Annotated in this window: 6 protein-coding genes; 4 read left to right on the top strand and 2 right to left on the bottom strand. The window is 64.7% G+C overall.

What is annotated here, in order from left to right; translation table 11 throughout:
• Positions 1-589: lytic transglycosylase domain-containing protein (locus ACIKT0_RS12160; RefSeq protein WP_407105588.1), on the bottom strand; the 589-nt coding region annotated here is incomplete at its 3' end.
• Positions 590-1,326: 737 nt separating this feature from the next.
• On the opposite strand from ACIKT0_RS12160, the gene ACIKT0_RS12155 reads away from it, so the two are divergent.
• From ACIKT0_RS12155 to ACIKT0_RS12145, 3 genes are all read left to right on the top strand, one after another.
• Positions 1,327-1,539 (top strand): hypothetical protein, encoded by a 213-nt coding sequence (locus tag ACIKT0_RS12155; RefSeq protein ID WP_407105587.1) that lies wholly within the window; start codon positions 1,327-1,329, stop codon positions 1,537-1,539.
• Positions 1,540-1,633: 94 nt separating this feature from the next.
• Entirely contained in the window at positions 1,634-2,041 is a 408-nt protein-coding gene (locus ACIKT0_RS12150; protein ID WP_407105586.1) for a hypothetical protein, read from the top strand.
• 708 nt (positions 2,042-2,749) lie between these two features.
• A complete protein-coding gene (locus ACIKT0_RS12145) occupies positions 2,750-3,301 on the top strand; it encodes a hypothetical protein (RefSeq protein WP_407105585.1) in 552 nt (183 codons plus the stop codon).
• On the opposite strand, the gene ACIKT0_RS12140 is transcribed toward ACIKT0_RS12145, so the two are convergent.
• Complete coding sequence (locus ACIKT0_RS12140; protein WP_407105584.1) at positions 3,298-4,221, bottom strand: IS1595 family transposase; 924 nt, start codon at positions 4,219-4,221, stop codon at positions 3,298-3,300. The two genes, ACIKT0_RS12145 and ACIKT0_RS12140, sit on opposite strands and share 4 nt — an antisense overlap.
• Positions 4,222-4,340: 119 nt before the next feature.
• On the opposite strand from ACIKT0_RS12140, the gene ACIKT0_RS12135 reads away from it, so the two are divergent.
• On the top strand, positions 4,341-5,566 hold a 1,226-nt coding region (locus ACIKT0_RS12135; RefSeq protein ID WP_407105583.1), incomplete at its 3' end, for a YifB family Mg chelatase-like AAA ATPase.

Genomic DNA, 5,566 nt, shown 5'->3' with positions numbered 1-5,566 from the left:
CAGCGGCCTGCCGCCGCGCGACGACGAGGGCACGCCGATGCTCGAGGTCATCCGCGATACGGTGCTGGATCTCCGCCACCGGTCCGGCACCGGCCGCCAGAGGCGATCCGAGGGCGGCCAGATAGCTCTTCGCGCGCGCGCAGTAGCTAACCGAAAGCGGCGTCATCCGCTCCTCGCGGTGGCCGGCGCGATACTTCATCAGGGCGCGGCAGACATCCCCGCCCGCGAGCCGCCACGCCTGCGCCAGATAACGCACTGCGAACCGGGCGTTCGTCGCAGGATCAAACAGGCCGAGCGCGCCGCCCGAATGGCCGAGCATCTCCGCCGTGGCGGGACGGATCTGCATGAGCCCGATCTCCCCGACGCCGCCGACCGCAGAAGGGCTGTAGCCGCTCTCGATCTCCGCGACCGCTTCGGCGAGCTCCGCCGGGAGGCCCTGGCCGACGGCTTCGCGCCTGACGAGCGCGACGAGGTCGGCGCGGTTCATGACCGCCGGCGCCGGAGGCGCGGCGGATGCCGACGCCTGCTGCGCGCGACCTGGCGCGGCGGCGGCGAGGATCAACGAGAACGCAAGAAACGTGAGGCGCATCGCACCTGTCTCCGCAAGGCCGCAGGATAGCCGAGCGTCGGTTAAGAACACATAGCCCAGGGCTCCTACGGGCGCGGCACGAATGTTCCCTTATTGTTCTTGACAGGCGGAGGGGATTATGTAGTTTGCAAACTAGCTCCTAGCAGATAGGCTGCCCTTCCAATCGATGGAGGCACAGATGCCACGCATCCGAGCTGAGCTTTTCGAGGTCGATGACGCCGTGACGCTAAGGCTTCTGGCGGAAGATGACGGCCCTGTCGGGATCGTCTCGCTGCCATCGGATCACGAAGAGGCTCTAGAGCAAAAGGCCGCGTGGTTGAGCTAGAGGTGAACCCCTCGGGGGCGCCGGCCGCTGAGGTCGCCGCTTATGCGAAAGCCAAGGCTGACGAACTAGGCTGCGATCTCGTCGTCATCGACCCAGATGGCCTTTGGGACAGCGCTTGGGGCGACCTAGAGCCCGTGCCGGCGTAGCACGTGACTTCTGCAGCCTTAGCCCCTCGCAAACGTTAGCAGGCCACTCAAACGGCCATAATTGCTCCCTATGTAGGGCCTGGTTCGTTAACCCGGCACTGCGAGCGTGATGGCGCTATGCGATCTGAGTTGACGGGCGTTGGCGACCGCGCCAGTTTCACCGCAAGCACGACGTAAGCGTACGCCTGTGGTAGCTGGTGATTCGCCAATCTGATCGTGTCTCGGGGAGACGGCTGCAAGGGGGCAATGCAGCCGGGAGGGTGATAATGGCGACGCTCAAGAGGTCATCGAGTTCTGGCGCGTTCGTGATTGTGGGCAACCGCGCATCCAAGAGCGGTCATTCGTTCCGAGAGATCGCAACCGGCTCTGGAAAATCGGCCTTCGTTTTGGACAAGCGGGTGTTTCGCAACGCTCTGGACGATGCGGAGAAGACCCTTGAGAAGGCCCGGTCAAAGCGCCGCCTGATCGAACCAGCGTAGGCTTATGCCGCCACCCTTTGACGGTCGCGCTGATGTCGGTGGCGGGGCGGCGCCTGCTCCTGAGGTCGCTTTTAATCCGATCTTTCGGCAACTGGTGGTCGACCCTGCCCACGAGCAGCCTGAGCTTGTGGGACTGGTTGCATATGCTTTGTACAAGCGGTCCAAGCGCGAATGGGCCGAAGCCATTGGCGCTAAGCACCGGAGAAAGCCAACGGACCACGAGTTGGAGCAGTACGTCGACTCTTGGACGGACTCGCGCCTTTCGGGTTTGAAGGAAGAAGCAAAATCCGCTCTGGCGAGCTTTGCCTATAGCATTGTAGAAGAAGAAACCCCTAAAATCGAGAAAGAGGCCCTAAAGGGGAAGTTCTGGGGCTCAGTTTTTGAGTCAGTTTGCGGAGCATTCCTATACACGATCCTGCTTGTGATCGTAGCAGTGCTTCTATCGAAGGCGGGAGTTGATGCCCTAGGAGTTCTCAAGGAGGCGGCGAAGCCAGGCTCCTAGCTCTTCGGCTTTCCCCGCGCTTCAGGCCTCTGAGGCATAGGCACCGGCTTCGCCTTCGCCAGCTTCCGCACCCTCTCCGCGAACCGCTCCGGATCGTCGTCCGTGCCTAGCTCGCGGGCGGCGTCGCGGAACTTGTCGATCTGCGGGCGGGGGTCTTTGGGATCATCGCTCATAGACCGAATCTGATCCTGGTTTGCACCAAACGCAAATCGCCGCCGAGCGAACCCGGCGGCGACTGTCGTGCGGTGTTCAGCGGACGTGCCGCCGTTCAGTTCGGGTAGCTACGATAGTGGCTACAGACATGCTCCCACCGGCCGAACCGGCGGCGACGGTAAGCGCGGACGCGCACCATCTCGATCCCCTTTTAGAAAAAGGGTTGAGGGTGGGCGACTAACGTGCGAGTCTAAGCGGTGGTGGGCTGCTTTGACCCCGCGACATTGGTCGCCCGGTTGCTGTTGCCTCAGGGGGCTGGTTCCGACGCCACATCGGGACTGGCCCCTTTCGTTTTTTAGTCTCCCCTAAGCCCGTCGGCTCCGTGTCCGAGCAGGGGCTTCATGGGTGTGGTCACGCCCACCTCCTTTCACCAGCACACCGCCGGTCAGGGTAAGCTACCGACTCCTGTGAGTGGGTGCAAGCGGCACAAGTCCCTTTTCACACCCTGAGGCCTTGTTTAGAGTCCGTTAACCATATTTGGAGTGGAGGCGTGACTTGGAGGCGGCCATGGGTGCAATGTGCGTCGATGGTGGCGTGGTGTATCCGGCTGGCGTGCAGATGGCCGATTTTGAAGAACTTCAAGAGCGTCTAAGGCGCAGACGCGAAGAGGCTGCGAAGCTCCTCAAGGAGTTGGACGCTGCCTTAGAGGCGCTTCCGCGGATCAAAGCTCTCGCAGAGGCTAGGCTTTTTGGAGACGCGGAAACGCTCGTCAATCAGTTGTTTCCCGGCATCGCGCCTTCTGCGGATGACCCCAAAGCCCACAATGAGTCACTTTCGCCCGCCGGCGTAGTGAAGGTAGCGCGAGAGGTTTTGCTCAGCACCGGCCGGCCCTTGAAACGAGGTGCATTGGTGCGGGCGATCGAACGCCGGGGGCACTCTCTACCCGGCGCAGACAAGTCGAAAAACCTTGGTACGATCCTGTGGCGACACCATGCCGAGTTCGTCAATTTGGACAAACTCGGCTACTGGCCGAGAGACACTAAAATAGAAGGTGTCTACGACCCTGCTAACCCGCCGGACGGCATCTACGCCAAGGGTTACCGTTAGTTAGCTGTTCGATAAGTCAGCCGCTTACCCTTGATGCCGAGCGCCGCGCGATGCGTCCGCATCTGATCGTTCACGCCAAGGGCTTCGCGGGCGTTGTACCGGAACTCGAACTCCGCGAGGTAGCGGTGCAGGTGGCGCTCCTTGCAGTGCTGATAGACGCCCTTCATGCCGCGCTTGAAGATCGAGAAATAGCCTTCGACCGTGTTCGTGTAGACCTCGCCACGGCCGTACTCCTTGCGTCCGTGGTTCACGACCTGATGGCTCGCAAAGTCCTTGTCGAGGCCGAGATACCAGCGGCCTTCGTCGGTCATGATCCTGGCTTCCGCCGAGACGTTGGCGCGGATAATGCGCTGCAGTTCGCTCTTGGTCGTGCCTTCGACGTGGAACATGCGGGACTGGCCGCCGCGCTCCACGAGGGCGAACACCGTGTTCTTGAACGTGGTCGTGCCGCCGTGGCGCTTCTTCGGCTGGCCTTCGAGGCGGCCGATGAACGTCTCGTCAATCTCAACCGTACCGCCACCGCCGCCCATGGGCGCCAGCTCGCCGGAGCGCATCGCCTCGCGGATGCGGTGAGCGAGGAACCACGCCGTCTTGTACTGGACCTCTAGGATGCGGTGCAGCTGGTGAGCGCTGATGCCCTTCTTGGAAGAGCACATGAGGTGGACCGCCTGCAGCATCTTATGGAGCGGCATGCGGGCGTGCTCGAACACGGTGCCGACCTTCACCGTGAACTGCTTCTTGCAGTCGCCGCACTTCCAGAGGCCGAGGCGGACGCGCTTCTCGGGGTTCGCCTTGATCTTGCCGATGCGGCCCATGCAGCCGCAGTGAGGGCAAACCGGAGCGTCGCCCCACACCGTCTTCTCAAGCCACGCGAAGGCGGCTTCTTCGTCGTGAAACTGGGGCTGAGAAAGGACGGACATCGCTAGAACCTCTTGGCCCGATCTTTATCGCACAGGCCAGACAGGTTTGCAAGATACATAATCCCCCAGGCGGAACGGCGCCGATACTCTCGCGGAGGACAGAAGCCGAGGGCTGCGGCATGGTCGTATGGGTCTCCACCGTCGCCTTCGAGGGCATCGAGGCCCGGGCGGTCGATGTCCAGGTCCAGGTGGCCCCGGGCCTGCCCGCCTTCTCGATCGTGGGCCTGCCCGACAAGGCGGTCACCGAGGCCCGCGAGCGGGTGCGCTCCGCGCTCACCGCTGCCGGGCTCGCCCTGCCGCCGCGGCGCATCACCATCAACCTCGCGCCCGCCGATCTTCCCAAGGAAGGCGCGCATTTCGACCTGCCGATAGCGCTGGGGCTGATGGCGGCGATCGGAGCGGTGCCGCCTGACGCGCTGAGCGGCTGCACCGTGCTCGGCGAACTCGCGCTCGACGGCACGATCGCCGCGGTCGCGGGTGCGCTGCCGGCCGCAGTGGCGGCCCATGCGCGCGGCCATGCACTGATCTGCCCGGAAGCCTGCGGGCCGGAGGCGGCGTGGGCGAGCTCTGACCTGCCGATCGTCGCGCCGCGCTCGCTGATCCAGATCGCGAACCATCTCAAGGGCGTGCAGGTTCTGGCGCGGCCGCGCCCCGGTCTCCCTGAGGCGAGCGGCCCCGTCGCCGACCTGCGGGAGGTGCGTGGCCAGGAGACCGCCAAGCGGGCGCTCGAGATCGCGGCGGCCGGCGGGCACAATCTGCTGCTCTGCGGCCCGCCCGGCGCGGGCAAGTCGATGCTCGCCAGCCGGCTGCCGGGCCTCCTGCCGCCGCTGGAGCCCAAGGAGCTGCTCGAGGTCGCGATGATCCGCTCCGTCGCGGGCGAGCTCGCCGGGGGGCGGCTGACCAACAGGCGGCCGTTCCGGGCGCCGCATCATTCGGCCTCGATGGCGGCGCTCGTCGGAGGCGGCGCGCGGCCCCGCCCCGGCGAGATCGCGCTGGCCCATCAGGGCGTGCTGTTCCTGGACGAATTGCCGGAGTTCTCGGCTCAGGCGCTCGACGCCCTGCGCCAGCCTCTCGAAAGCGGCGAGGCGGTGATCGCCCGCGCCAATCACCGCATCTCCTATCCGGCGCGTTTTCAGCTGGTGGCGGCCATGAACCCGTGCCGCTGCGGGGGCGGGGACGGCCATGTCTGCCGACGCGGGCCGCGCTGCGCGGCAGAATACCAGTCGCGGGTGTCCGGTCCCCTGCTCGACCGGATCGACCTGCGGCTCGACGTGCCGGCGGTCAGCGCCGCCGATCTGAAGGGACTGGGCGAAGACCGGTCAGCGCATCGAGTGACCGGAGCACA

Origin of the sequence: Hansschlegelia beijingensis (assembly GCF_045505405.1) — a bacterium.
Taxonomy (GTDB): domain Bacteria; phylum Pseudomonadota; class Alphaproteobacteria; order Rhizobiales; family Methylopilaceae; genus Methylopila; species Methylopila beijingensis_A.
This window is presented reverse-complemented; position numbering and strand designations above follow the sequence as displayed.

What these genes read in the sequence shown, in the direction of transcription:
- ACIKT0_RS12155 (WP_407105587.1), top strand. Translation starts at nt 1,327, where the DNA reads ATGGCGACGCTCAAGAGGTCATCGAGTTCTGGCGCGTTCGTGATTGTG.
- ACIKT0_RS12140 (WP_407105584.1), bottom strand. Translation starts at nt 4,221, where the DNA reads ATGTCCGTCCTTTCTCAGCCCCAGTTTCACGACGAAGAAGCCGCCTTC.